22 protein-coding genes and 1 pseudogene are annotated in these 24,326 nt (G+C 69.0%); 11 read left to right on the top strand and 12 right to left on the bottom strand.

Annotation, left to right across the window (positions count from 1 at the left end; translation table 11 throughout):
• Positions 1-40: 40 nt before the first annotated feature.
• Genes C6A87_RS09390 through C6A87_RS09380 form a run of 3 tightly spaced genes read right to left on the bottom strand, consistent with a single transcriptional unit; the run spans position 41 to position 2,561 of the window.
• On the bottom strand, positions 41-1,096 hold the full coding sequence (locus C6A87_RS09390) for a TIGR03857 family LLM class F420-dependent oxidoreductase (protein ID WP_396837030.1): 1,056 nt from the start codon (positions 1,094-1,096) through the stop codon (positions 41-43).
• Positions 1,093-1,467: a nuclear transport factor 2 family protein gene (locus tag C6A87_RS09385; protein ID WP_311116985.1), complete on the bottom strand. Its 375-nt coding sequence runs from the start codon at positions 1,465-1,467 to the stop codon at positions 1,093-1,095. The genes C6A87_RS09390 and C6A87_RS09385 overlap by 4 nt, the downstream gene beginning before the upstream one ends.
• Complete coding sequence (locus C6A87_RS09380; protein ID WP_311116984.1) at positions 1,464-2,561, bottom strand: phosphotransferase; 1,098 nt, start codon at positions 2,559-2,561, stop codon at positions 1,464-1,466. Before C6A87_RS09380 ends, C6A87_RS09385 begins: the two co-directional genes overlap by 4 nt.
• 67 nt (positions 2,562-2,628) lie before the next feature.
• Here C6A87_RS09380 and C6A87_RS09375 point away from each other — a divergent pair, with 67 nt between their 5' ends.
• Positions 2,629-3,243 (top strand): TetR/AcrR family transcriptional regulator, encoded by a 615-nt coding sequence (locus C6A87_RS09375; protein WP_311116983.1) that lies wholly within the window; start codon positions 2,629-2,631, stop codon positions 3,241-3,243.
• Here C6A87_RS09375 and C6A87_RS09370 read toward each other — a convergent pair.
• Both C6A87_RS09370 and C6A87_RS09365 read right to left on the bottom strand, forming a co-directional pair.
• Entirely contained in the window at positions 3,240-4,358 is a 1,119-nt protein-coding gene (locus C6A87_RS09370) for an alpha/beta hydrolase (RefSeq protein WP_311116982.1), read from the bottom strand. The genes C6A87_RS09375 and C6A87_RS09370 overlap by 4 nt on opposite strands.
• Complete coding sequence (locus C6A87_RS09365) at positions 4,355-5,983, bottom strand: NAD(P)/FAD-dependent oxidoreductase (RefSeq protein WP_311116981.1); 1,629 nt, start codon at positions 5,981-5,983, stop codon at positions 4,355-4,357. The genes C6A87_RS09370 and C6A87_RS09365 overlap by 4 nt, the downstream gene beginning before the upstream one ends.
• A gap of 117 nt (positions 5,984-6,100) precedes the next feature.
• On the opposite strand from C6A87_RS09365, the gene C6A87_RS09360 reads away from it, so the two are divergent.
• From C6A87_RS09360 to C6A87_RS09350, 3 genes and pseudogenes are all read left to right on the top strand, one after another.
• Positions 6,101-7,111: a Rieske 2Fe-2S domain-containing protein gene (locus C6A87_RS09360; protein WP_311116980.1), complete on the top strand. Its 1,011-nt coding sequence runs from the start codon at positions 6,101-6,103 to the stop codon at positions 7,109-7,111.
• Entirely contained in the window at positions 7,108-7,722 is a 615-nt protein-coding gene (locus tag C6A87_RS09355; RefSeq protein WP_311116979.1) for a cysteine hydrolase, read from the top strand. Before C6A87_RS09360 ends, C6A87_RS09355 begins: the two co-directional genes overlap by 4 nt.
• Positions 7,723-7,791: 69 nt before the next feature.
• A pseudogene (locus C6A87_RS09350) lies at positions 7,792-9,440 on the top strand (acyl-CoA synthetase).
• On the opposite strand, the gene C6A87_RS09345 reads toward C6A87_RS09350, so the two are convergent.
• Positions 9,427-10,905, bottom strand: a complete 1,479-nt coding sequence (locus C6A87_RS09345) for an aldehyde dehydrogenase family protein (RefSeq protein WP_311116978.1) — start codon at positions 10,903-10,905, stop codon at positions 9,427-9,429. The pseudogene C6A87_RS09350 and the gene C6A87_RS09345 overlap by 14 nt on opposite strands.
• Positions 10,906-10,998: 93 nt before the next feature.
• Between C6A87_RS09345 and C6A87_RS09340 the strand changes: the two genes are divergently transcribed.
• The gene (locus C6A87_RS09340) at positions 10,999-12,210 is read left to right on the top strand and encodes a cytochrome P450 (RefSeq protein WP_311116977.1); all 1,212 of its coding nucleotides are present in this window, start codon (positions 10,999-11,001) and stop codon (positions 12,208-12,210) included.
• A gap of 59 nt (positions 12,211-12,269) precedes the next feature.
• On the opposite strand, the gene C6A87_RS09335 is transcribed toward C6A87_RS09340, so the two are convergent.
• Positions 12,270-13,733, bottom strand: a complete 1,464-nt coding sequence (locus C6A87_RS09335) for an aldehyde dehydrogenase family protein (RefSeq protein WP_396837082.1) — start codon at positions 13,731-13,733, stop codon at positions 12,270-12,272.
• A 204-nt stretch (positions 13,734-13,937) separates the two neighbouring features.
• Here C6A87_RS09335 and C6A87_RS09330 point away from each other — a divergent pair, with 204 nt between their 5' ends.
• Both C6A87_RS09330 and C6A87_RS09325 read left to right on the top strand, forming a co-directional pair.
• The gene (locus C6A87_RS09330) at positions 13,938-15,152 is read left to right on the top strand and encodes a CoA transferase (RefSeq protein WP_311117866.1); all 1,215 of its coding nucleotides are present in this window, start codon (positions 13,938-13,940) and stop codon (positions 15,150-15,152) included.
• A gap of 105 nt (positions 15,153-15,257) precedes the next feature.
• Entirely contained in the window at positions 15,258-15,632 is a 375-nt protein-coding gene (locus C6A87_RS09325) for an NYN domain-containing protein (RefSeq protein ID WP_311116975.1), read from the top strand.
• A 3-nt stretch (positions 15,633-15,635) separates the two neighbouring features.
• Here the strand turns inward: C6A87_RS09325 and C6A87_RS09320 are convergent, their stop codons facing one another.
• Entirely contained in the window at positions 15,636-16,835 is a 1,200-nt protein-coding gene (locus C6A87_RS09320; protein WP_311116974.1) for a cytochrome P450, read from the bottom strand.
• 88 nt (positions 16,836-16,923) lie between these two features.
• Between C6A87_RS09320 and C6A87_RS09315 the strand changes: the two genes are divergently transcribed.
• From C6A87_RS09315 to C6A87_RS09300, 4 genes are all read left to right on the top strand, one after another.
• On the top strand, positions 16,924-17,733 hold the full coding sequence (locus C6A87_RS09315) for a thioesterase family protein (protein WP_311116973.1): 810 nt from the start codon (positions 16,924-16,926) through the stop codon (positions 17,731-17,733).
• A gap of 25 nt (positions 17,734-17,758) precedes the next feature.
• Positions 17,759-18,904 (top strand): thiolase family protein, encoded by a 1,146-nt coding sequence (locus tag C6A87_RS09310; RefSeq protein WP_311116972.1) that lies wholly within the window; start codon positions 17,759-17,761, stop codon positions 18,902-18,904.
• 178 nt (positions 18,905-19,082) lie between these two features.
• Entirely contained in the window at positions 19,083-19,265 is a 183-nt protein-coding gene (locus C6A87_RS09305) for a hypothetical protein (RefSeq protein ID WP_311116971.1), read from the top strand.
• A gap of 13 nt (positions 19,266-19,278) precedes the next feature.
• Positions 19,279-19,656, top strand: coding sequence for a hypothetical protein (locus C6A87_RS09300; protein ID WP_311116970.1), 378 nt, complete (start codon positions 19,279-19,281; stop codon positions 19,654-19,656).
• Here the strand turns inward: C6A87_RS09300 and C6A87_RS09295 are convergent.
• The 4 genes from C6A87_RS09295 to C6A87_RS09280 are packed head-to-tail and all read right to left on the bottom strand — an operon-like array spanning position 19,626 to position 24,324.
• Positions 19,626-20,819, bottom strand: coding sequence for an acyl-CoA dehydrogenase family protein (locus C6A87_RS09295; protein ID WP_311116969.1), 1,194 nt, complete (start codon positions 20,817-20,819; stop codon positions 19,626-19,628). The genes C6A87_RS09300 and C6A87_RS09295 overlap by 31 nt on opposite strands.
• A 3-nt stretch (positions 20,820-20,822) precedes the next feature.
• Positions 20,823-21,863 (bottom strand): acyl-CoA dehydrogenase family protein, encoded by a 1,041-nt coding sequence (locus tag C6A87_RS09290; protein ID WP_311116968.1) that lies wholly within the window; start codon positions 21,861-21,863, stop codon positions 20,823-20,825.
• A 2-nt stretch (positions 21,864-21,865) separates the two neighbouring features.
• Positions 21,866-22,705, bottom strand: coding sequence for an amidohydrolase family protein (locus C6A87_RS09285; RefSeq protein ID WP_311116967.1), 840 nt, complete (start codon positions 22,703-22,705; stop codon positions 21,866-21,868).
• Positions 22,702-24,324 (bottom strand): acyl-CoA synthetase, encoded by a 1,623-nt coding sequence (locus tag C6A87_RS09280; protein ID WP_311116966.1) that lies wholly within the window; start codon positions 24,322-24,324, stop codon positions 22,702-22,704. The genes C6A87_RS09285 and C6A87_RS09280 overlap by 4 nt, the downstream gene beginning before the upstream one ends.
• Positions 24,325-24,326: the final 2 nt, after the last annotated feature.

The raw sequence follows: 24,326 nt of genomic DNA, 5'->3' as shown, positions 1-24,326 counted from the left end.
GCGCGCTCGAGCACCCTCGCTGTCGCATTGCGCGCCGGATTCACCGGGTGGCGCGGTAGGCGGCGACGACCGGGGCCAGTTCGTCGGGTGTGGCGCCGTGCATGATCACCGCGTCCGCGCCGTAGTCGAACTCCTTGCGCACCCGGGCCGCGCACTGCTGCGCCGAGCCGGTGGCAGCGGGTTCGAGCCATTCGTCGGGGATCAGCGTCGCGATGTGTTCGATCTGTTCGGCGGTGGCCTTGTGGTCGATGCCGCCGCCGATGGACTGCACCACCTCGTCATCCCGGAAGCGTTGCAGCACAGCAGAATCCCACCCATTGGTGTTGACCAGAAGATCACCGTAACCCTGCAGGTAGGTGGCCAGCCGGGCGACGGTCTTCTTCAGCCGCAGCTCCTCGGGCAGGTGGTCGCCGACGGTCGCGAAACACGACCACACCCGCACCGACGCGGGATCCCGGCCGGCCTGTTCGGCGGCGTCCTTGACGGTCTTGACCGCACGCTGCAGCGTCTCGGGCGTGAAGTAGGTGTGCAGAATGACGTCGTCGAACTCCCGCCCGCCCAGCGCGAGGGTCTGCGGGCCGAACGCGACGATGGCCAGCCGGATGTCCTCACGGAAGTCCGGGTCGAGGAACAGCACCGGGTACTTGCCCAGTGGGCCGTCGTGGTTGAAGATCAGCTCGCCGTGCCAGAGCTTGCGCATCACCTGCGCGAAGTCCTCCATCTGCGCGGTGGTCACCGCGGGTATCCCGAACGCGCTGTAGATCGCGCCGATGCCGCGGCCGATGCCGAGGGTGAACCGGCCGCCGGAGAGCCGGTGCATCGTCGTCGCCCACGAGCCGGTGATCAGCGGATGGCGGGTGTTGTGGTTGGTGGCCGCGGTGGCGATCTGCATGCGGCTGGTGACCGCCAGCGCCGCACCCGTCAACGACGAGGCCTCCTTGACGTTCCACCGTTCGGAGATGAACCCGGTCCCGAAGCCCAGTTCCTCGCCGCGGCGGGCCTCGTCCATCAGCGTGGCGGGACCCTCACCGCCGGCACCGGCCAGCAGGTAGTAGCCCAGTTCATCCAAAGTGCTCGTCACGCCGCTGTGCTTCATGACCAAATCCCTTGCTTGTAGCCGCAATTCCAGACTTCGGTGATCCTGCCATCGACCACGCGGAAGATCTCCATACTGCTGATCGTCGTCTCGGTGCCGTCCTTGAGCGTCATCGGCGACTGGTACACGATCGCGACGTGCTCTCCGTCGTCACCGGCGACCACCAGGTTCAGGTCGAAACGGATGGCCGAGAACATGTCCCAGTGGTCCACGATGCGGGCCACCGCCTGCTCGTGGGTCAGGGTGGAGGACTCCCCCACGTCGTGGCGGATCACGGTGTCGCCCATCAGTTCCTCGGCGAGTGCGAAGTCCCGCTGATTCCACACCACGAGGTTGTACTGCTCGACCACCTCTCGTGCGGACCGGGTCACCCGAAAACCTCTGTCGCGTCGATGTCGTCGATCGCGGCGACGGACCGGGCGGTCAGTTCCAGACACAGCGCCCTCGAGCGTTCCGGCATGCTGTCCCAGCCGATCAGCGTGATCACCGGAAGCATCATCAGGTACGCCACCGCGAACCGGTAGTGCCGCCAGGCGTCGTCGAAGTGGTAGGACGTGAGGCCGCGTTGCCGCAACGCCCCGAGGTACTCCCGCACCAGTGACTGGTCGTGACCCCGGCGCAGCGCGGTGGGCAGCCCCTGACTGACCAGATAGCCGATGTCCGCGGCACCGCAACCCACCGACGCGAACTGGAAGTCGACGATCTTGAGCCGGTCACCGTCGAAGAACATGTTGTCGGCCCGGATGTCGCCGTGCAGCAGCATCGAGTGCTCGGTCAGCGCCGACAGCGCCTGAGGCGCCGACTCGGCGAACCGCTCGGCGAACCGCGCCACCCGGCGAGGCACGGCGGCACCGGACTTCTCGCGGTAGACCTGCCAGCCCGGCCCGAACGCCGGCACCAGCAACTCCCGCACCACCGCTGTGGACAGGCTCGGAAAGCTCTGCAGCGCCGAGCAGTTGACGGGATCGGTGGACCAGGCGTGCAGGGCCGCCAGGTTAGCGATGGCCAGCCGGGCCCGGTCCATCGACAATCCGGCGAGATGGTCGGCGTTGTCCCAGTCGCGCAGATCTTCCAGCAGCAGCACGAAATCCACCGAGTCCTCGGCGATCCGCGCGGCATAGACCCGCGGCGTGTCCATCGGCGCGCGCCCGGCCACGTCGCGGTAGAACCTGAGCTCGCGCCGGTAGCCTTCCAGCAGTTCCATCGCGCCGCGGGCCTCGGATTCGGCGGCCAGTTTCGCGATCAGCGTGGCAGGCACGTCGTCACCGGTGAGGTGCAGGCGGTAGAGCAGCGACGAGAACCCGGAGTCCTCGGCGATCCGCTCGGCGCGGACGTCGGTGACGGCTGCTGTGCGCGGCAGGCCGGCGTCGGTGCGCAGCACGTCGGTCAGCCACTGCGGCGTCAGGCCCGCGACGCCGCCCGGCACTGCGGTCGCGTTGCCCGCGTCGGTCGTTCCTGAAGTCACCGTTGACCTCCCATATTTATTTGACGCCGCGCAACTAAGTTAGAGGTCGGGCGTTTAACATGCAAGGGTGCCTTCTCCCGCCAGAGGGTTGACCCAGTCTCAGCGCCTTGAGCTCTCGGCGAGCCGGCTGCTCCGGGCCGCCGTCGCGTTGATCGGCGAAAAGGGCTGGGACGCAACCACGGCAGCGGAGATCGGCCAGCGCGCCGGCTACAGCCGGGCGATGGTGCACGCCCGCTACGGCAGCAAGGACGCGCTGCTGGAGACGTTGTTCGCGGTCGAGTACGAGAAGAAGTTGAGCCCGGCGGCCGATCCCGGCTCCGACGGGATGACACAGGCGCTGGCGCATGCCGACCGGATCGCGTCGTTGCACGCCGAGGACCCGGACCTGTGCCGCGCGATCTTCGTGCTGACCTTCGAGGCGGCCAAGGCGACGTCACAGGCCCACCCGTACATCCGCATGTGGCTGGCACGTGCGGCGCACACCGTCGAGGCGGGTCTGCGCACCGGCGTCACCGACGGATCCGTGCGACCCGACGTCGACATCGCCAGGGCGGTCAACGATTTCGGCTCCGCCGTGCTCGGCACGGCCTATCAGTGGGTCATGCAGGCCTATCCTTACGACATCGCCGAAGAGCTGGCCTGCGCGCGGGCGCGTCTGGTCGCCGACTACGGCGCCGGCTAGCCCGGGCCCCGGCGTGTCCGCGCGACGACGGACCCCAGGAATTCCTCCGACGCGTGCTGCACCCCGCCGGCGAACAGGTGTCCGACGTGGCTGCCGCGATGCCAGTACAACTGCCCGCCCCAGCGGTCGTGCAGCGCGAGCGCGGGCTCCCGGCGCGCCATCTGGTCGTGCCAGGCGCCGACGATCAGCCGGTGCTCGGGCGCCGCGGTGGGTGCGACGGCCTGGTAGTCGACCGCCGCGGCCATCTGTTCGGCCGCCGTCGACCGCAGCACCGCCGCGACGTCGGCCACCGACGGTCCCCAGCGGCCGAGGTGGGCGGCGATCATCGCGTTCAGCCCGGAGATCGGGGTGTAGACCGCGACGGCGTCGACCCGTTCCAGATGCGAAACCAGGCCTGCCACCGGGCTTCCCATCGATACTCCAGCCACCACGACGGCCTCTGCCCGCGGTCGCAGCCACCGCACGAGGGCACGTACCTCCGAGACGGCCCGCATCATCCCCGCGATGTTGGCCAGCGGATCCATATTCGGGTACTCCGGCCACGCGCCGCGCCGGACCCCGCATCCCGGCTGCACGGGAAGCGCGACGTTGAACCCGAGTTCCTCGTGCAGGCGGCGTGCCCGCGACACGAGCAGGTCGATCGGTTGCCCCTGTCCGGCGCCGTGCACCCACACCAGCCAGGGCCTGCGGGCCTCACCGGCGCGGCACAGATGCACGACGGCCTGCGCCTGCCCGCCGAACGCGGACAGGGATGCCGGCAGCGCGGGATCGTGGTCGAAACGCAGCTGCTCGTAGGTGTGCCTGCCGAACCGGCGCCGGCGACACGCGTTGACCCGCACCGGCGCCGGGTCGGCATGCGCACCGCTGACCCCGAGCGCCGACAATTCGGCCGCCGCGGCCGCACAGGAGTCCAGCGACCGTTGCGGCTCGGGCGGCGGCGCGGTCAGTGTCATCCCCGTCAGCGCCAGCTCGTCGAGGAACACCTCGCCGAACTGACGGACACCCTGGAGCGACAACGGGTTCCACCCGGCGTCGGAAGCCACCGCGGAATGGGCCCGGGGCACCACGCCGGCCAGGTCCCCGCCGATCCGCACGATCCGTTCGGGCAGCCTCACGTCAGTGCGAACCCGCGGTAATCGGCCTGCGCGATCTCGTCGCATCGGCGGCGGTACTCGGGGATGCCTGCGGTGTACCCCATGTACATGCGTTTCTTGCCGGGCACGTTGCCGCCGTTGTACCAGGAGTTGCACGACGGGTGCACGAGCACGGTGGACGCCACCAGCGCGGTGGCCTCGTCGATCCACTCCTGCTGCGCCTCCGGCAGCGCCTCGATGGTGCGGTAGCCGTGCTCGCGCAGGTAGCTCACGCAGGCGCCGATCCACTCCACGTTCTGTTCCAGCGCGGCAACGAAGTTCGACGCGGCAGCGGGGCTGCCGGGCCCCTGGACGGTGAACAGGTTCGGGAATCCCGCGACGGCCAGCCCGAGATAGCTCAGCGGCCCCTCCTCGGCCCAGAACCGCCCGAGCGACACCCCGCCCCGGCCCCGGACGTCGATCCGGCTCAGCGCCCCGGTCATCGCGTCGAAGCCCGTCGCGTAGACGAGCACGTCCACCTCGTGCAGCCCGCTCCCGGTCTCCAGTCCACCCGGACGCACGGCCACGATCGGATCCTGGCGCAGGTCCACCAGCGACACGTTGTCACGGTTGAAGGTCTGGTAGTAGCCCTGGTCGATGATGGGCCGCTTGCACGCGAACGGGTGGCTCGGCGTCAGCGCGCTGGCCGTGTCGGGGTCCTCGACGATGCGCGCGACCGCTTGCCCGTAGAGCTGTGCGGCCAGCTGGTTGGCCTCGATGTCGAAGAAGAGGTCACCCCAGTTCAGCGCACCCATGATGCCGTGTTCTTCGACTGCGTGCGTCCGCTGCTGTTCGGACGCGGACTTCAGCGCCGGTTTGGCGAGCATCTCCAGCAGCACCGAGAATGCGCTCAGCCGCGCCGCGCCCACCGGATGCTCGCGCTGGGCGGCGCGGATCTCCGGATAGCGGGCTTTGAGCGCGTCGAGCTCGCCCGGTGCGAACGCGCGCACCTCCCACGGCAGCGTGTAGGCGGGCGAGCGCTGAAACACGATGAGCTGACCGGCTTCCCGGGCCACCACCGGGATGAGCTGAACCCCGGTGGAACCGGTGCCGATCACCCCGACCCGCAGGCCGGCCAGGTCGACGCCGTCCGCAGGCCAGCGGCTGGTGAACAGCGATCTGCCCGCGAAGCTGTCCATCCCTGGGATCGCCGGTTCCAACGGCACCGACAGGATCCCGGTGGCGGCGACGAGGAACGGCGCGACGAACGACTCCCCCCTCGCGGTCCGCACCACCCACTCACCGGCGTGCTCGTCGAACGTCATCGCCACCACGTCCCTCCCGAACGCGATGTCACGGCGCAGGTCGAGCCGGTCGGCCACGAAGTTCAGATACGCCTCGATCTCCGGCTGGGTCGGCATCGTCTCCGTCCAGACCCATTCCTGCTGGATCTCGTCGGAGAAGCTGTAGGAGTACTCGATGCTCTCGATGTCGCAGCGCGCCCCCGGATAGCGGTTGAACAGCCAGGTGCCGCCGACGTCGTGGGCCCGTTCCAGGACCTGCACCCGCAGTCCGCGCTCGCGCAGGTGGTGCAGCGCATACAGGCCGGAGAAGCCGGCGCCGACGACGACCACGTCGAATCGGGCAGGGCCACCGTCGATCGTCACGATTCCTCCGGGCTCAGGATACTGTCGCTGTTACAGTATCGACGTCTACAGGAGCACGTGGGGGATCCGGCCGATCCGCTGCCGCGACCTCCGTTCGTGGCCCCGGAGGGAGTCGTCATGAAGGTCCCGTTCACCTGGAAGGTCACCGGCTGGTTCATGATCGGCTGGTCGGCCGAGTACGAGGTCGGTGACGTCAAGGCGCTCAAGTACTTCGGCGAGGACCTGGCCGTATACCGGGACGAGTCCGGCCTGTTGCACGTCCTGGAGGCGCACTGCAAACACCTCGGCGCCCACATCGGCCACGGCGGCAAGGTCGTCGGTGACTGCGTCGAATGCCCGTTCCACGGCTGGCGGTGGGGACCCGACGGCGCCAACACCTACATTCCCTACCAGCCGGACCGGCCCAACCGCGGCCTGCGACTGCGCAGCTACCCGGTCCAGGAGCAGTACGGCTGCGTCTTCGTGTGGCACCAGCCCCAGGGCAAGGAACCGCAGTGGGAACTGCCCGACATCTTCCACAAGTTCCCGCAGTTCGAGACCGACGCGAACGCCTACTACCGGCCGTATCCGGAGTTCTCCAGCCGCGCCGACGCCATCCCGGTCCATCCGCAGATCGTCGCCGAGAACGGGCCCGACAGCTCACATTTCCGGTATGTGCACGGCGCCAGCGTGACTCCGGTGTGCCTGCACTGGGAGCACGTCGACGAGGAGTGGCGGTTCCTGACCGGCTGGCCAGACGCCCGCAGCGACAACCCGGACACCATGGCGCTGCGCATCCACAGCCACTTCTCCGGCCTCGGGTTCGCGATGAGCGCGTTCGAGGGGTCGTCGAACCACCGGCTGATCTTCGCGTGCACCCCGGTCGACGACGAGGTCTCGGACATGTTCTATTCGATCTGGTGGCCCAAGCTGCCCGGCGAGACGTCCGACGTGCCGCCGCCGCAGGTGATCGAGAAGGTGGAGCGGCAGTTCCTCAAGACGGTGTGGGAGGACTGCGACATCTGGCGCTACCAGAGGTACGTGGAGAATCCCCCGCTGGCCAAGGTGGACGCGAAACCGTACATGGCGTTGCGCAACTGGGCGCAACGGTTCTACGAGGTGCCGCCCGCTGGTGCGGCCACCGGATGAATATTCCACTCGCCGAACTCGTCTTGCCCGCGCACACCGCGGTGGTGACGCAGGAGTGCCAGCGCGCCGTGGTCGGACCCGATGCCGGACTTGCCGTGCTGGCCGAGGAGGCGCGCCGGGAGGCACTGCCCAATATCGCCCGGCTGCTGCCCGTGGCCAGGACCGCGGGCGCATCGGTGGTGCACTGCCTGGTGCAGCGACGCGCCGACGGGCGCGGAGCCAATCACAACGCCAAGCTCTTCGCGCTCGGCGCGTCCGGGGTGGGCATCACCCCGGGCAGCCCCGGCACCGAACCCGTTCCCGAGCTGGGGCTGCAGCCAACGGATCTCGTGCTGCACCGCTGGCACGGCCTGGGCCCGATGGGCGGCACCGACCTCGACGCCATCCTGCGCAACCTCGACGTCCGCACCATCGTGGCCGTCGGCGTGTCGGTGAACGTCGCGATCACCAACCTGGTGATGGACGCCGTCAACGCCGGCTACCGGGTGGTCCTGCCCCGCGACGCCGTCGCGGGGATACCGGCGGAGTATGCGACCGCGGTCATCGACAACACGCTGAAGCGGCTGGCGACGGTGACCACCACCGACGACCTGATCGCCGCGTGGACATGACCCGACGACGGGCATACAACTTTTGGACAACTGTCCACTCAGGCGGCGCTTCCGTCTAGAGTCCCTCGCATGACCGAGTCGATTCAGTTCACCGTCCCGGCCGCCGCCGACGCCGTCGCCGCCGTGATCGGCGATCGCGAGTTCATCGTCCAGGGCGACCGCCGCTACACCTACGCGCAGGTGGTCGCGCGGTCCAACCGGCTCGGCGCGTTCCTGCACGCGCGGGGGCTGGGCTGCCGCACCGAGCGGTCCGCGCTGCCCGGCCATGAGGTCGGCCAGGACCTGCTGGGCATCTACGCCCACAACGGCCCCGAGTACGTCGAGGCCATGCTGGGCGCGTGGCGGGCCCGGGTGGCCCCGTTCAACGTGAACTACCGCTACGTCAAGAGCGAGCTGCAGTATCTGCTGGCCGACTCCGGCGCCACCGCGCTGCTCTACCACGCCGCGTTCGCCCCACGGCTGGCCGAGGTGCTGCCCGGGCTGCCCGACCTCAAGCTGCTGATCCAGATCGCCGACGACTCCGGCAACGAACTACTGCCCGGCGCAGTCGATTACGAGTCGATCGTGGCCGACGGCCCGTCCGATCCGCCGCCGGTGGAACCCTCCCCCGACGATCTGTACGTGCTCTACACCGGCGGCACCACCGGCATGCCCAAGGGCGTGCTGTGGCGCCAGCACGACATCTTCATGGCCTCCTTCGGCGGACGCAGCCTCTACACCGGCGAGCTGATCTCGTCGCTGGACGATCTCGCGCAGCGGTGCGCCGAATCCCCCGGCAGCACGCTGATGGTGCTGCCTCCGCTGATGCACGGCGCCGCGCAGTGGGCGGTCTTCACCGCGATGAACACCGGCCAGACCGTGGTGTTCTCGCCGATCACCAGCCACCTCGACGTCGACGACGTGATCGCCACGATCGAGCGCGAGAAGATCCTGGCGGTCACCGTGGTCGGTGACGCGATGGCCCGGCCGCTGGCCGAGGCGTTCGAGCGCACCGGTGCGGACCTGTCGTCGCTGGCCGTGGTCGCCAACGGCGGCGCGCAGCTGACCCCGACCGCCAAGCAGCGCCTGATCGACGCCAAACAGAATCTGATCGTCGTCGACGGGGTCGGTTCCTCGGAGACCGGCGCCCAGATGACCCACATGTCGGCTCCGGGCGCGGTGTCGACCGGCAAGTTCACCGCAGGGCCCGACACCTTCGTCGCCGCCGAGAATCTCGGCTCGATCCTGGAACCCGGCCATGACGACATGGGCTGGCTGGCCCAGCGCGGCTACGTGCCGCTGGGCTACAAGGGCGACGCCGCCAAGACCGCGGCGACGTTCCCCGTCATCGGCGGGGTGCGCTACTCGGTGCCCGGAGACCGGGCCCGCCACCTCGCCGACGGCGCGATCGAACTGCTCGGCCGCGATTCGGTCACCATCAACTCTGGCGGCGAGAAGATCTTCGCCGAGGAGGTCGAGTCCGCGATCGCGTCGCACCCCGCGGTCGCCGACGTCGTGGTGGCGGGCCGAGCGAACGCTGGGGCCAGGAAGTGGTCGCCGTGGTGGCGCTCGCCGACGGCAAGACCGTCTCCGCCGACGAACTGGTCGAGCACGCCTCGACGGTGGTGGCCCGGTACAAGCTGCCCAAGGCGGTGGTGTTCCGGCCGGTGATCGAGCGCAGCCCGGCCGGCAAGGCCGATTACCGGTGGGCACGCGAGCAGGCCGTCAGCGTTTCCTGAGCCGCCTGCGCGTGCGGCGCCGGGCCATCCGCAGCGCCAGCGTGGTGGTCATCGTCATCGACCGGGTGAACGGTGGCGCCGCGCGGCCGGTGACGGTGAACGGCAGGTCGCTGCCCACCACCGTGCGGTAGTGGCTGAACGCGTCGAACCCCGCCTTGCCGTGGTAGGCGCCCATGCCGCTGCGCCCGACGCCGCCGAACGGCGCCGACGACGGGATCATCTGTGCGGCAAAGTCATTGCGGGCGACGCCCCCGCTGCGGGTGTGTTCGACGAACCACCGGAAATCGGCGTCGTCGGGGCCGAACCAGTAGGCCACCAGCGGCGCGGGGCGCGCGTTGACGTGGTCGACGACGTCGGTGAGCCGTTCGTAGGGCGCGACGGTGAGCACCGGGCCGAACGTCTCCTCGCCGGCGATCCGCATGCCGTCGTCGACGCCGAGCAATAGCGTCGGCGCGATCTTGCGCGTCCGGCGGTCGGGAAGGGTCTCGTGTGGCGGCGCCACCGTCTCCACCCGGGCGCCCTTCGCTCGGGCGTCCTCGATCAGGCCGACGACGCGGTCGAAGTTGGCCTCGTTGACCGACGAGCAGTAGTCGTCGTTGTCGACGATCGAGGCGAACATGCCGCGCAGGGTGTCCCGGGCGATCGCGACGAACTTCTCCATCCGGTCGGCCGGCACGAACACGTAGTCCGGGCACACGCACACCTGGCCGCCGTTGATCATGCGGCCCTGCGTGATTCGCGCAGCGGCACGCTCCACATCGGCTGCGGGGCCGACCACCACCGGGTTCTTGCCACCGAGCTCCAGGGTCACCGGCACCAGGTTGGCTGCGGCCGCCCGTTGCACCAGCGCGCCCACCGACGGAGACCCGGTGAAGAACAGGTGGTCGAACGGCATTGCGGCGAAAGCCGCGGCGACGTCGGCGTCCCCGGTGATCACCGCGAGTTCGGTGGCGTCGAAATAGGCGGGCGCCACGGCCGTCATCAGCTCGGCGGTCCGGGGTGTCACCTCCGACATCTTGATCATCACCCGGTTGCCCGCGGCGAAGGCCGCCACGGCGGGCAGCACCACCAGGTTCAGTGGGAAATTCCACGGGCCGATGATCCCGACCACACCGAGCGGTGACGGCCGCACCTCGGCCCGCAGGCCGAGCGGACGTGCCGGGCGCATCAGCGCGGCCGGCTTCATCCATTCCCGCACATGGGATCTGGTGTGTTCGATCACCGAGATCATGCCCATGATCTCGGTGAACAGCGATCCGGCGCGTGGCCGGGTGCCGAAGTCCGCGGACATCGCGTCGACGAAGTCGTCGGCGTTGTCGAGGACCAGGGCAAGCATCCGGTCGATGCGGTTGCGGCGCAGCGCCGCATCGGGCGGGCCGTCGGCGACGAACGCCGCCCGCTGCCGTTCGAGGATCGCCGGCATCGGTTCCCGCCTGGCGGTCATGCCGCCCAGCAGCACTGCCATGCGCGAGCCCTCCTCCGACGCTGTCTGCGGTATCGGCCATGGCGATACCGCAGACACTGTACAGCAGGTTACCGTAAGGATTACAGTAACTGCATGGAGGCACCCCCGCAGGACCTCGCGATGGACGAGCCCATCGATCTCCGCGATCCGTATCCGATGTTCGCGCGCCGCCGCGCCGAGTGCGGGGTGTTCCGCGGATCTGTGATGGACTGGTCCAAGACCCCGGACTCGCTACGCCCCGAAAACCTCTACGCCGCGGTGTCGTTCGATGCGGTCAACCGGGTGTTCCGCGACGGCAAGGTGTTCAACTCCAAGATCTACGACTCCACGATCGGATTGTTCATCGGCCCGACCATCCTCGCGATGGAGGGCAGGACGCACTGGGCGCACCGCAACCTCGTCTCCGCGGCGTTCAAGACCAGATCGCTGGCACGGTGGGAGCCCGAGATCGTGCGCCCCGTCGTCGACGGCCTGATCGACGAGATGGTCGACCACGGCAGCGCAGACCTGATCCGCGACTTCGCCCTGGAGTTCCCCACCCGGGTGATCTCCCGGTTGCTCGGCCTGCCCGAGGAGGACCTGCCGTGGTTCCGCAAGCGCGCGGTCGAGCTGATCAGCTACACCATCAAGCACAAGAGGGCGTTCGAGGCGTCGGCTGCTCTGAAGGACTATTTTCTCGATCAGATCGACCGGCGCCGGTCAGCGCCCACCGAGGACATCATCGGCGACCTGGTGTCGGCCGAGATCGACGGTGAACGCCTCACCGACGAGGCCATCTACTCGTTTCTGCGCCTGCTGCTGCCCGCCGGCCTGGAGACCACGTTCCGGTCCTCGGGCAATCTGCTCTACCTGCTGCTCACCCACCGCGACCAGTTCGACGCCGTCAACGCCGACCCCGCGTTGATCGGTCCGGCCATCGAGGAGGCGCTGCGCTACGAGACACCGCTGACCACGGTGCAGCGCTTCGCCACCGAGGACGCCGAGATCGACGGGGTGCAGATCCCAGCCGGTGCGGTGATCGACGTGTGCATCGGGTCGGCCAACCGTGACGAGACGCGCTGGGAGCGGCCCGAGGACTTCGACATCTTCCGGAAGAGGGTGCCGCACCTGTCTTTTGCCGCCGGCGAGCACACCTGCATGGGTCTGCACCTTGCCCGGATGGAGACCCGGGTGGCCGTGGAGAGGCTGCTGGGCAGGCTGTCGGACATCCGGTTGCGCACCGACGACGACCCGCACATCTTCGGTCAGCCGTTCCGCTCCCCGACCGCGCTGCCGGTCACCTTCACCCCCACCCCCACGGAATAGCATTCCGGGTCGCGAAACGGGCTCGAAGCACAGCCCTGGCTTCACGCTCGCGCAGAGGATCAGCTCTGCCGTCGCTCGCGGCGGGCGATGGTCTTGGTTTCCAGGTACTGCTGGAAACCCTCGATGCCGCATTGCCTTCCGACGCCGCTGCTCTTGTACCCGCCGAACGGGGCGTCGGCGCCGTAGAACATGCCGCCGTTGACCCCGAAGGCGCCGGTACGCACGCGCCGGGCGATGCTCATCCCCCGCTCGGCCGAGCGCGACATCACCGCACCGGCCAGCCCGAACATGCTGTCGTTGGCGATGCGCACCGCGTCGTCGTCATCGTCGAACGGCAGTAGCACCAGAACGGGCCCGAACACCTCCTGCTGCGCGATCGCGGCGCTGTTGTCGACCCCGGTCACCACGGTCGGTGCGACGAAATGGCCGCCGCGCAGATACTCCGGCAGCTCCTCGACGGGCCCGCCGCCGACGGTGATCTCCGCCCCCGCGCTCCGGGCACCCTCGATCGCGGCGAGCACCCGGTCCTTCTGGGCGGCGCTGATCACCGGCCCGACGAGGGTGCCGGGATCGGCCGGATCCCCGACGGGCAGCAGCTGATACGCGGCGGTGATGTCGATGACGGCCTGCTCGTAGAGCGACCGGTGGATCAGCATCCGGGTGGTCGCCGCGCAGGCCTGCCCGGCGTGCACGGAGACGCCCATGGCCGTCGGGACGATGACCGCGGGGTTCGCGTCGTCGAGCACGATGGCCGCGGACTTGCCGCCGAGCTCGAGGAACATGCGTTTCATCGTGTCCGCGCCTTGGCGCATCAGCAGCTTGCCGACCGCGGTCGAACCGGTGAACGACACCAGGTCCACCCGCGGGTCGGTGCCGAGCAGGCCGGCGACCTCGTTGGCCGGGGTCGTCACCACGTTGACCACGCCGGGCGGGATGTCGGTCTTCTCGGCGACGAGCCTGCCCAGTCGGGTGGCGTTCCACGGGGTGTGCGGATCCGGTTTGAGGACGACCGTGTTGCCTGCGGCCAGCGCCGGTCCGAGCTTGTTGAGGATGACCTCGATCGGGAAGTTCGACGGGGTCACCGCGGCGACCACGCCGACGGCTTCCTTGACGACGGTACGGATGTTGCGCTCGCCGAACAGGCCGCCGCCCTCGAGCACCCGCTCCCACTCGAAGGTGTCGATCAGTTGGGCAGGGTAGCGCAGCGCTTCGGCCAGCGGCCAGTCCAGCTGCGCGGTCTCGGTCGTCATCACCGGACAACCCACCTCGGCGACGAGTTCGGTTCGCAGGTCGCTCTTTTCGGATTCGATCGCGGCCTGCAACTGGTCCAGGCACCGTCTGCGCAGTTCCCGGTTGGTCGACCAGTCGGTCGCGTCGAACGCGGTACGTGCCGCGGTGACGGCCGCCAGCATGTCCCGTGTGTCCGCTGCCGCGACGCTGCCCAGCACAGCGCCGGTGGCGGGGCTGAGATTGTCGAACCGCGCCCCGGCGGCCGCCTCGACGAGGTCGCCCGCGATCAGCATTCGGGGTTCGGCGTGCTGCGCCGCGCGCCTGCCCCACTCCACACTGGTCTCGGTGCCGTCGACCGTGCCGGCCCGCGCTTCGCTCACCTGGGACCTCCGCGGCCGTTGTTCCGGGATGTTCAACGGTAAACATTACAGTATCGGAGCTCCGCTAGACTCCGCGAAAGACATCGTCGTCAGAAGGGATTGCACTTGATCAAGGTGATGGAGGGCGTTCGCGTCCTCGAGGTTGCGCAGTTCACGTTCGTACCCGCGGCAGGCGCGATCCTCGCCGACTGGGGCGCCGACGTCATCAAGGTCGAGCACCCGGTGCGCGGTGACACCCAACGCGGCTTCATCAACATGGGCGGGTTCCAGCTGGACCCCAACCGCCACCCGCTGATCGAGCATCCCAACCGTGGCAAGCGCAGCGTCGGCATCGACGTCTCCACCCCCGAAGGCCAGGAGGTGCTCTACGAGATCGCCAAGACCGCCGACGTGTTCCTGACCAACTACATGCCCGCCCAGCGGCAGAAGAACAAGTTCGACATCGAGCACATCCGCGCGGTGAATCCGGACATCATCTATGCCCGCGGCAGCGCCTACGGCGACAAGGGCCCCGAGCGCGACACCGGCGGCTTCGACGGCACCGCGTTCTGGACGCGCAGCGGCGTCGGGCACGCGCTGACGCCGGAGGAGATCGGCGGTGCGCTGTCGCAGGGCATTCCGGCGTTCGGCGACTCGATCGGCGGGATGAACATCGCCGGCGGGATCTCGGCGGCGCTGTTCCACCGTGAGCGCACCGGCGAGGCCGTCGAGCTGGACGTGTCGCTGCTCAGCACCGCCTGGTGGGCGGCCGGCGCGAGCGTGACCCAGGGCATGGAGACCGGCCAGACCATGCGCTCGCTGATGCCGGACTCGGCGAGCCCGTCGGTCAACCCGTTCCTGGGCAACTACCTCACCTCCGACGGCGGCACGATCAACCTGTGCATCGTCAGCCCGACCGGCTACATCCGCGACGCGTTCGAGCATCTCGGCCTGCCCGAGCTCGCCGACGACCCGCGTTTCAGCGAGGTCATGCCGCTGATCGAGAACGCCCCGGCCGCAGTGCAACTCATCGCCGAGTCGATCCGCAGCAAGCCGTTCGACTACTGGCGCGAACATCTGAAGACGATGAAGGGTCAGTGGGCGCCGTTCCAGAGCCTGGTCGATCTCGGCAGCGACGAGCAGGCGCTGGCCAACGACATGGTCGTCGAGGTGGAAGCCGGTGACGGCGGGGAACCGTTCAAGGTGGTGCGCGGGCCTGTGCAGTTCAACCACGAGCCGCTGCAGACCACCCGCGCGCCGCAGGCCTCCGAGCACACCGAGATCGTGCTGATGGAGCTCGGCCTGGACTGGGACCGCATCGAGGCGCTCAAGGACAGCGGCGCGATCGCCTGACGTCATCCCCGCCGAAATTGCATTCCACGCGCGTCAAGTCCGCAAAACAGCGCGTGGAATGCAATTTCGGCGGAGAGAGGGCCGCGCTTCGCTAATCTGCCCACAATGCGCTGGATCGTCGACGGGATGAACGTGATCGGCTGCCGCCCCGACGGGTGGTGGCGCGACCGGCACCGGGCGATGGTGACGCTGGTGCAGAACCTTGAGCGGTGGGCGGCCGCCGATGACGCCGACGTGACGGTGGTCTTCGAGCGCCCGCCGTCGCCGCCGATCGAATCCTCGGTGGTGACGGTGGCGAACGCACCTGCTGCGGCGCCGAATTCCGCGGACGACGAGATCGTCCGGATGATCGGGGCCGACGCGCACCCGGAACAGATCCGGGTCGCGACATCCGACCGGGCGCTGGCCGAGCAGGTCGGCGCGCTCGGCGCGACGGTCGTTCCGGCCGAGCGGCTGCGCGACCTGATCGAGCCGCGCTGAGAGCTACCGCAGCACCCGCACCGGCACGTGTGACCACCCGGACACGTTCTGCATGCTCACCCGCCGGCACCCGCCCCAGTCCACTTCGTAGCGCGGCATGAAGTCCAGCAGCTTGTCCAGCGCGATCGAGGTCTCCAGCCGGGCCAGCGCCGCGCCCAGGCAGCTGTGGATGCCGTAGCCGAAGCCCAGGTTCTGGGCCTCGGTCCGGTCGCGGTCGATGTCGAACACGTCCGGGGCGGTCCAGGCGTCCGGGTCGCGGTTGGCCGACGCACCCAGCAGGAAGACCGGCGCCCCGGCCGGGATCGTGACCCCGTGCAGCGTGACATCACGGGTGGACCGGCGCACGTTGTACTGCACCGGTGAGTCGTAGCGCAGCAGCTCCTCGATCGCCACGCCGATCTTGCCGCGGTCCTCACCCAGCCGGCGCCACTGCCCGGGATGCTGCGCGAACGCCACCGCGGCGCTGCCGACCAGCTTCGTCACCGTCTCGGCGCCGGCGCCGCCGAGCAGCGTCGCGAAGCCGGCGATCTCGGAGTTCTTGAGCCGGTCGACGGTTCCGTCCTCGCGGGTCACCTCGGCGGCGATCAGTGCGCTGATCATGTCGTCGCACGGATCCGCGCGCCGCTGCTTGATCAATTCGTAGTACATCAGCCAGGTTTCGGCCATCGCCTGCGTGCCGGACTCCGACATGTCGATCTGCCCCGGCTCGCGGTGCAGTGACTCGTCGATCCACAACCGGACCTGCTGGCGGTACTTCTCCGGCACGCCCAGCATCTGGGTGATCACGTCCACCGGGAAGTAGACGGAGAAGTCCTGCACCACGTCGAACTCACCGCCCTGCACCTCGGCGAGGAACCGTTCGACGGTCTGCGTCACCATCGCGCGCAGCGCCTCCATCGCCCGCGGGGTGAAGACCTTGTTGACCAGGCTGCGCATCGCGCGGTGCTCGGGCGGGTCGATGGAGATCAGCATCTTGGCCGGCACCTTCTCCCCGCGCCGGACCATACCGAGGTCCACCCCGTACGCCGACGAATACGTCGCGAAGTCCTTCAGCCCGGCAGCGACGTCGGCATGTCGGCTCAGCGCGTAGAACTCGTGGGTGGGGTTGTAGTACACGGGCGCCTCGGCGCGCAGTTGCGGATAGGCGGCGTGCGGGTCTCGGTAGAACTCCGCACTGAAGGGGTCGAAGACCACGGCCACCATCGCCTCCTGTAAGCCATCCAGTTGTGCTTTCGGTAAAAGGCACCCTATCCTGCTGGTGGCCGCCGCAGCATGCGAGACAGGACGGGACGTGACCGACGCCTACTACGACCTCGTCGACGCCGACGACGTCCGCGGCGAGAAGTTCACCGCCTCCGACCACGTGGTGAGCACATGGGGCAGCGACATGCAGAACGCCGCCCCGGTGTCGGCGCTGCTGGTCCGAGCCGCCGAACGCTGCGCGCCCCGCGACGACACCCGGCTGAGCCGCGTCGTCGTCGACCTACTGGGCCCGGTGCCGGTGGCCGGGGACCTGTGGGTGCACGCCACCGTTCGGCGCCCCGGCCGCCGGATCGAGTTGATCGAGGCCGAGATGCTCGCCGCGGGACCGGACGGGACGGCCAGGCCGGTCGCGATCGCGTCGGCGTGGCGGTTCCAGCGGTCCGAGACGGCACCGCTGCCGCACTCCCCCGCCGAGCCCATGCGGCCGGTCGGCGAGGGCCGGCGCAGACTGCCCGACGACGGCACCGATCGCACCTACATCCAGAGTCTGGACTGGCGCTGGCTCAACGACATCCTGCACAGCGAGCTGGCCGAATGCTGGGTCACGCCGCTGGTCAACCTCGTCGCCGGCGAGGAGATGACGCCCGCGCAGCGCCTGTTCACCGTCGCCGACATCGCCAACGGCATGGGCAGCCGGCTCGACACCACCGAGTTCACGTTCCTCAACACCGACCTCGCCGTGCACATCAATCGGCTGCCGGTGGGCCCGTGGATCGGTGTCCGGGCCGAAAACCACTACGGCGCCGACGGAGTCGGTGTGTCGCGCGGAATGTTGTTCGACGAGAGCGGGCCGGTGGCCGCTATCCAACAGGCCCAGCTGGTGCGGCCACGCCGTTAACGGTCTTCGGGAAAGGATCCTCACGATGTACGACGTCGCGATCATCGGGGTCGGACTGCACCCGTTCGGCAGGTTCGAGGGCAAGACCGCGATGCAGATGGGTGTGGACGCGATCACCGCCGCGGTCAGCGATGCGGGCCTGTCCTGGAACGACATCCAGTTCGGCGTCGGCGGCAGCTGGACCGTGGCCAACCCCGACGCGATCGTCGGCATGGTGGGGCTCTCCGGCATCCCGTTCACCAACGTGTTCAACGCCTGCGCCACCGCGGCCAGCGCGACCAAGGCGTGCGCCGACGGAATCCGGTTGGGCGACTATGACATCGGCATCGCCGTCGGCCTGGACAAGCACCCGCGCGGCGCGTTCACCGAGGATCCCGGTCTGGTCGGCATGCCCAGCTGGTATGCGGAGAACGGCCAGTACCTGACCACCCAGTTCTTCGGCATGAAGGCCAACCGCTATCTGCACCAATACGGCATCAGCCACCGCACCCTGGCCAAGGTCGTCAACAAGAACCTGCGCAACGGGGCGCTGAACCCGAACGCGTTCCGCCGCAAGCCGATGGACGAGGACGCGATCCTGAACTCACCGATGCTGAATTACCCGCTGACCCAGTACATGTTCTGCTCGCCCGACGAGGGCGCCGCCGCGGTCGTGATGTGCCGGGCCGACCTCGCGCACCGCTACACCGACAAGCCGGTCTTCGTCCGCGCGGTGGAGGTGCGTACCCGCAAGTACGGCGCCTACGAGGTCAACACCACCTTCGCGCCGGTCGACGAGGACGTGGCGCCCACCGTGTACGCGTCGCGTGCCGCGTTCGAGAAAGCCGGCATCGCACCGTCCGACGTCGACGTGATCCAGTTGCAGGACACCGACGCCGGCGCCGAGATCATCCACATGGCCGAAGCCGGCTTCTGCGCCGACGGCGAGCAGGAGAAGCTGATCGCCGACGGCGCCACCGAGATCGGCGGATCGATGCCGGTCAACACCGACGGCGGCCTGCTGGCCAACGGGGAACCCATCGGCGCGTCCGGTCTGCGGCAGGTCCACGAGATCGTCCGCCAGCTGCGCGGGCAGGCCGGCGACCGGCAGATCCCCGGCGAGCCGAAGGTCGGTTTCGCCCAGCTCTACGGCGCCCCCGGCACCGCGGGCGCGACCATCCTCACCACCTAGCCCGCGGCACGATCGGCTCGGTCCGCTGTTCACGCAGCGGATAGCCGACGGCCGGCCCCACGCGGCGGCACCGGCCGCGGTCGGGGAAGCGCGCTCGTGTCGACGCGCCCTGACCCCGATCGCACCCGCAGCACTGCGCGGGCTCGACCCGGCCCGGTAATCGGACGTTTATAACGAAATGTCCGATCCACACACCGAATCGGAACGTGACATTCATAATTCGGACTGTCACGCCGACACCCTCACCGGCGGTCACAGTGACGACCAGAAGCTGGTACTGGCCGCATACGGCACCGCCCTGCTCACCGGCGTCGGGCTGACCGAGCTCGGCATCGACGCGGTGCTGGCGGGGCAGCAGTAGCGAAGGAGACACGATGTCACGTTCTACGACGATTCAGCGCGGGATCGGCGCCACCATGGCCCTGTTCGGTGCGCTGGCCACCGTCGCCCCCGAGCGCTTCACCCAGGGTCCGGTCACCGCGCAGAGCGAGAACCTGACGCGGATGTGGGCGCTTCGTGAGGTCGCACTGGGGGCGATCCTGCTGGCCACCAGCGCTACCCCGGGCCGCAGGCCGGTACTTCTGGCGCTGACCGGACTGGCAGCGGCCGAATGCGTCGTCAACGGAACCGCGGCCGCGCTGAACACGTCGCAGCGCGTGGGCTCGGTGGCCGGTGCGGCAGCGTTCGGTGCTGCGGGGGCGTACGCGTGGGCGACGGCCGGTCAGGACGCTTTCCGGGCCGGCGACGAGTAGTTCGGCTTGCCCAGGCCCAGCACGTACTGGGCGATCATGTTGCGGAACACCTCCAGCGTGCCGCCGTAGATGCCGACGAGTGGGGCGAAGCGGTACACGTACTCGGCGGCCCCGTCGTCGGCGGCGCCGTCGGTGCCGACCGGCAGCGCGGACGCCGCGCCCAGGATGTCCATCAGGTCGGGTGAGATGTCACGCATGGTCTGCGCCAGCGCGACCCGGCCGAAGATGCTCGGCGCCGACAGTGATGCCTCCAGCCGGGCCACACTGCGACCCAGCCGGTAGGCGACGGCACCGTCGTCGATCAGCCTGCGGCCATTGGGGTCTGCGACGGTCGACCGCTGTGCGGCCTTGTCGGCGGCCGCGGCCATGAACATGGCCTGGTGCATCATGATGGACACGTCTGCCAGTCCGTCGTCGGCGGCCTCGACGTCACCGTGCTCGGCGTTGAGGGGTTCGCGGACCACCGTCCAGCCGCCGTTGACCTCGCCCAGGCGGTAGCGGTCGTCGACGCGGACATCGCTGTAGTAGACGATGTTCGTGCGGTCGCCGTCGACGGTCCGGATGCCCTGGATCTCCACGCCCGGCGAGTCGAGCGGCACCAGGAACATGGTGAGGCTCTTGTGTTTCGGTGCGGACGGGTCGGTGTTGGTGATCAGGAAGACGTACTGGCAGTTGTGGGCGCCGGTGGTGAACATCTTGGAGCCGTTTATCACCCACTGGTCGCCGTCGCGGACCGCCCGCGTCTTGCACGTCGCGACGTCGGAGCCGCCCTCCGGTTCGGTGTAGCCCAGGCACAGCCGGACGTGTCCGCTGTACACCCGGGGAATCACCTCGTCCTTGAGTTCCGCGGAACCGAACTTCGCGACCGACTTGGTGATCATCGCGGTCGTGCCCGAGGTCACCCACGGCACGTGGGCCCGCCGCTTCTCCAACTCCCAGATCCGCCGCTGCACGCGGGTGAACGCCTGCGCGGAGTCGGGGTTCCAGTCCCGTTCCAGATAGCCGGCCGCCCCGAGCGCCAGATGCACTCCCTCGTCGAAGTTGTCACCGGTCTCGCGGTCGCGCCGGATCACCTCGTCGGTGACGATCTCGCGCAGGAAGGAGCGGAGCTCGTCCTGGAACTGCCGGTCCTCGTCACTCAGTACCACGCGGGAGAAATCCATTGCTCAGCTCCGTCCTTCACGCTCGGCCACGATCGCGGCGATGTGCTTCGCGGTGGCGCCGGGATCGCCGCCTGCGACCGCCCAGCCCCGGGCCCGCACCAGGTACGCCGTGGCGGCGGCCTCCGCGGACACGCCGAGCCCGCCCTGCACGTGCACGGCCATGGTGGCGGCCTTGGCGGCCTCCTCGGCCATGAACACGAACACCGACGGCGCCAGTTCCCTGCGCTCCCCGGGTTCGTTGTCGAGGAACCAGGCGGCCCGCCGCGCGAGGTTGCGGCCGCCTTGCACCGTGATAGCGATGTTGGCCAGCGGGTGCGAGATGGCCTGCAGTGTCGAGATCGGCACGCCGAGCGTGTAGCGGGTCTTGGAGAACTCGGCGGCGATCGTCATGGCCTCCTCGACCAGCCCGACCAGGGCGGCGCCGGTCAGCAGGCGCCATTCGTCGAGCGCGCGTTGGTATTCGGCCAATGCCCCGGCCCCACTGCCCAGCACGGTGCGACTGTCCGCAGCCGCGGGATCCACCCATGCCATCGGCAGCTTCCCGATGTTGTCGACCCGCGCGGGCCGCGTCGAGAAGCTCAGGCGCACCACGTCGTCACCGTCGCGGACCACGACATGGTCGGCGATGGACCCCGCCGGGATCAGCCTGACGCCGGACCCGTTGTCCTGCTGAGGATCCAGCGCAACGATCTGCCTGCCGCCGACGATGTCGGCGTCCACCCCGCCCAGACGCGCCAGCAACCGGGCCGCGCAGACGTGGTCGATCCACGGCACGGGCGCCAGGGAACGGCCGATCTCCTCGGCGACCAGCGTGAGATCCACGAGCGTGGCGCCGTCCCCACCGACGGATTCGGGCAGCGCCATCGTCGTCGCACCCATCGCGCACAACCGTTCCCAGAGGTTCTTGTCGAACCCGGACTCCTCGGCCGACCGCACCGTCTCGATGGTGCAGCGGGTGCCGAAGAAATCCTTGTAGGCGGCCTGCAGGGCCTGATGGTCCTCGGACAGGCTGTAGTCCAGCCTGCGCAGTTCGTACCGGTCCACGGTCAGGTCTCCTGTTCTGGGGTGCCGAAGAAGAATTCGGCGGCGTTGTTGTACAGGTAGTTGTCGAGCACGTCGGCCGGCAGATCGAGCGCCAGCGCCTCGGGCACGACGCGGCTCTGCCGCAGCACGGGCCAGTCCGAGGCGAAGATCACCTTGTTCTTGCCGCGGGTGCGCATGAAGTGCAGCAGGGACTCGGGCAGGCGCTTCGGCGACCACGCCGACGTCATGATCCGCAGGTTCTGGTACTTGATCAGCATCCGGATCGCGACGTCCCACCACGGGTCGGCCCCGTGGATCATGCACAGCTTCAGTTCGGGGAACCGCACGCAGACCCGGTCCAGGTGGATCGGGTTCTGCACCTCACCCGGTATCGGCGGGCCGGGCAGTCCGGTGTTGACGCACAGCGGGAGCCCGAGTTCCGCGCACTTGGTGTAGAGGGGGTAGTACACCGCGTCACTGGGCGGGTACACGCCGTCACCCCAGAAGCTCGGCCCCACAGCGGTGTACGCGACGGGCAGATCGGCCACCACCGCGGCGAGTTCACGCAGCGACGGCATCGGGCGCAGCAGGTCGACCCCGCCGATCGCCAGCGCGAACTTGTCCGGCCGCTCCTCGACGAACTTGCGTGCGGTGAGCGACGGCTTGACCAGGTTGTCCATCAGGATGGCCTTCTCAACCCCGTGCTCGGCCATCTCGTCGAGCAGGGCCGGCAACTCGACCTGGTCGTAGAGCGACCGCGGACCCTTGAAGTAGTCGTCGCGGACCTTCAGCATGAACTCGGGCTGTCGGGCCGTCTCGCCGAAGTGCACGTTGACCAGGCAGTCCAGCACTCGCGGGGTCACGGCTGAGCCACCGGTTGGTCGCGTGGTGTCACTTGGCTCTTCGCCCATCGGTAGTCGGCCTTTCCGTTCCCCAGCCGACGCACCCGGTCGACGAAGAGGATCTCCTTCGGCGCCTTGAAGCGGGCGAGTTCGGCTGTACACGCCCGCACCAGCGCATCGGGTGCGACGTCGGCGCCGGGCTGCGTCTCCACCAGCGCGACGACCTCCTGGCCCCAGCGCTCACTGTCGCGGCCCACCACCAGCGCGTCGGCCACGCCGGGTTGTGCGCGCAGCACCTCCTCGACCTCCTCGACGAAGACCTTCTCGCCGCCGGTGTTGACGACCAGCGAGTCGCGCCCGTACAGGCGCAGGGTGCCGTCGGCCTCCAGCGACGCGCGGTCCCCGGAGATCACCACGCGCCGCCCGTCGACCACGGGGAAGGTGCGGCGGGTTCCTTCGGCGTCGTCGAAGTAGCCCAACGGTATTCGTCCGCTCCGGGCCACCCAGCCGACCTCGTCCTCACCCGGTTCGAGGTACCTGGTGCGGTCCTCGGAGAGCAGCACCACCCCGTCGCGTCGCTCGAAGGTGTCCTTGCGGTCGTCGTGCCGGCTGCGCCCGAACGCCATGTTCCCGGTCTCCGAGGAGCCGTAGCCGTTGATCAGCGTGATCTGCGGTAGCAGTGCGAGCAGCGCATCCTGGTGGCGCTGGTTGGTCGCCGCGCCTCCGGTGCCGATCGCGAACAGCGACGACAGATCGTAGGGGCGCTTGTGTAATTCGTCGATCAGTGGTCCGGCGTACGCGTCGCCGACCATGGTCATCAGACCCACCTTCTCCCGCTCCGCGGTGGCCAGCACGGCCGCCGGGTCGAGCGTCGGTTTGTCGTAGAGGATCACGGTCTGGCCGTTGAGCAGCGCGGCGAACGCGGTCCACATGCCCGCGGCGTGCATCAGCGGGGACACCGCGAACCACGGCGGCCCGGCATGCCGCACCTTGTCGTGGATCTCGGTGACCGAGTCGTGGTCGGCGCCGTTCATCGAGATCACGTAGGTGTCGGACTGGCGCCACATCACGCCTTTGGGCCCCGTCGTGCCGCCGGTGCAGATCATCATCACGTCGTCCGGCGACGGCGTCACCGCACGGTCGGACTCCCCCTGGGCCAGGGCGTCCTCGAGGCCGACCGCTCCGGTCGGTTCCGGTGCACCGCTTCCGTCGTCGATCGAGATCATCAGGTCCACGCCGTCGCGCGGCAGCACGTCGGCGAACTTCGCGCCGAGCGACCGGTGGAAGATCACCGCCCGCGGCCGCAGGTAATCCAGCAGCTCGTCGACCTCGCGCGGCGTGTAGTTGAAGTTCACGTTGACGGGCACGGCACGTGCCTTCAGCGCGCCGATGACCATGTCCGGGTACAGGTCGTTGTGCATGATCAGCGCCACCCGGTCCTGTCCGCACTCCCAGCCCTGCAGCGCGTCCCGTTCCCGGTGTGCACCGATTCCATTGGCGGTCAGGAAGTTCGCCAGCCGGCGGGTGCGCTCGGCGGTCTGGGCATAGGTGCTTCTGCGGCGTCCGCACACCGTCATCAACCGGTCCGGTACCGCGTCGGCGATGGCGTCGACGACCCCGCCGATGGTCCACTCCCCCACGG

It is taken from the genome of Mycobacterium sp. ITM-2016-00317 (assembly GCF_002968295.1).
Classification (GTDB): domain Bacteria; phylum Actinomycetota; class Actinomycetes; order Mycobacteriales; family Mycobacteriaceae; genus Mycobacterium.
Note: the sequence above shows the minus strand (reverse complement) of the source record. Positions and strands in the feature narration are given on the sequence as shown.

Bases quoted from the DNA above. Each gene is read 5' to 3' on its own strand.
- C6A87_RS09360 (WP_311116980.1), top strand. From the start codon at position 6,101: ATGAAGGTCCCGTTCACCTGGAAGGTCACCGGCTGGTTCATGATCGGC.
- C6A87_RS09310 (WP_311116972.1), top strand. From the start codon at position 17,759: ATGTACGACGTCGCGATCATCGGGGTCGGACTGCACCCGTTCGGCAGG.
- C6A87_RS09340 (WP_311116977.1), top strand. From the start codon at position 10,999: ATGGAGGCACCCCCGCAGGACCTCGCGATGGACGAGCCCATCGATCTC.
- C6A87_RS09305 (WP_311116971.1), top strand. From the start codon at position 19,083: ATGTCCGATCCACACACCGAATCGGAACGTGACATTCATAATTCGGAC.
- C6A87_RS09390 (WP_396837030.1), bottom strand. From the start codon at position 1,096: ATGAAGCACAGCGGCGTGACGAGCACTTTGGATGAACTGGGCTACTAC.
- C6A87_RS09355 (WP_311116979.1), top strand. From the start codon at position 7,108: ATGAATATTCCACTCGCCGAACTCGTCTTGCCCGCGCACACCGCGGTG.
- C6A87_RS09325 (WP_311116975.1), top strand. From the start codon at position 15,258: ATGCGCTGGATCGTCGACGGGATGAACGTGATCGGCTGCCGCCCCGAC.
- C6A87_RS09345 (WP_311116978.1), bottom strand. From the start codon at position 10,905: ATGGCAGTGCTGCTGGGCGGCATGACCGCCAGGCGGGAACCGATGCCG.
- C6A87_RS09295 (WP_311116969.1), bottom strand. From the start codon at position 20,819: ATGGATTTCTCCCGCGTGGTACTGAGTGACGAGGACCGGCAGTTCCAG.
- C6A87_RS09300 (WP_311116970.1), top strand. From the start codon at position 19,279: ATGTCACGTTCTACGACGATTCAGCGCGGGATCGGCGCCACCATGGCC.
- C6A87_RS09320 (WP_311116974.1), bottom strand. From the start codon at position 16,835: ATGGTGGCCGTGGTCTTCGACCCCTTCAGTGCGGAGTTCTACCGAGAC.
- C6A87_RS09335 (WP_396837082.1), bottom strand. From the start codon at position 13,733: ATGCTGATCGCGGGCGACCTCGTCGAGGCGGCCGCCGGGGCGCGGTTC.
- C6A87_RS09330 (WP_311117866.1), top strand. From the start codon at position 13,938: ATGGAGGGCGTTCGCGTCCTCGAGGTTGCGCAGTTCACGTTCGTACCC.